Here is a 1,054-nt window from a genome sequence, read left to right as displayed (position 1 = left end):
TACCCCCTTTTTAGTGGGGATGGATACCCCCCAAAAAGTGGTACAAACAAACTAGTTAAACAAACTAACTTAACAAACTATATAGGAGGCTTACGCCTCTAAAAGCACAATGAAAAGAAAAGGAAGCATTACGTTAGTAATCATTCATCAAAGAGCCTAACACCCCTTTTATCATTGGGTTTTAAGCTACCTAATTACCTCCCTGATTTAAATTTCAGATTTTTGATAAACATTGTTGACATCATTACACCAGATTTTTAAAGTAGCCCCTGTCAGCCAAGGTAGGCAGACAAAGAAGGATGCTAGTCCTTCTTGTTTTTCAATGTAAGTCATTGATATTTTTAAGTTATGGATTAACTAGATCTACAAGTAAACCCATTGGGTAGCTTGTGGTTTTCTGTTAATTCTACTTGGATTTTATTATGACTACGCTACATGAAAAACTTACTAAATCAGTAAATAGAGCCCTCTCAAAGGGTTCGATCAAAGCTCATGCTAGAGCTATCCCCCAATCAATCAAACTTAACTCAGAGACAGTATCAATCACTGTAGATGGTCACATCTGTACCTTATCTGTCTCTAATCACTCTGCTTCATTCCCCCTTACTAGTCACTGGAAATCAGGCTCTCTATACGCCCACTGGATTCGTCTAAACAAAGCTCTAATTGAATTAGATAGCTTAGTTTGTCGTACCCCAAATAAAGAGGAACTTGCTGAAGCATTTGGTAAGTCTTTTCTTGAGCGACTAGTGGCAAAAGGGAAAGTGAGACCAACTCAAACTATTTATAAAGGTAAATAAATTATGTCTACTTCAAATCTTACTCAAACCCTAGGTAATCGCTTTCTAGATGCTGGTTATTGGCTGAACCTTGATGAACACGCTAATGCTTACATCAATGACAACTTATCTAGTTACTTAGAAGATCCTGCATCTTGTTCAGAGCATCTACTCCATGCGATTGCAGAATATTGCACACCTCTTGCTCACTGGGATGACGTTAAACTCACCCTTGAACTAGATGAGAACCTAGATTGTAGTGGTCAACTGATATT

Annotated in this window: 2 protein-coding genes; both read left to right on the top strand. The window is 37.8% G+C overall.

Annotation, left to right across the window (positions count from 1 at the left end; genetic code table 11):
* The first annotated feature begins 422 nt into the window (after positions 1-422).
* Complete coding sequence (locus AB4482_RS22650) at positions 423-800, top strand: hypothetical protein (RefSeq protein WP_372181768.1); 378 nt, start codon at positions 423-425, stop codon at positions 798-800.
* 3 nt (positions 801-803) lie between these two features.
* On the top strand, positions 804-1,054 hold a 251-nt coding region (locus AB4482_RS22645), incomplete at its 3' end, for a hypothetical protein (protein ID WP_372181767.1).

Origin of the sequence: Vibrio sp. 10N.222.55.C7, from assembly GCF_041473335.1 — a bacterium.
GTDB lineage: Bacteria > Pseudomonadota > Gammaproteobacteria > Enterobacterales > Vibrionaceae > Vibrio > Vibrio crassostreae_C.
The sequence above is the reverse complement of the archived record's forward strand: the minus strand, read 5'-3'. Positions and strand labels throughout refer to the sequence as shown.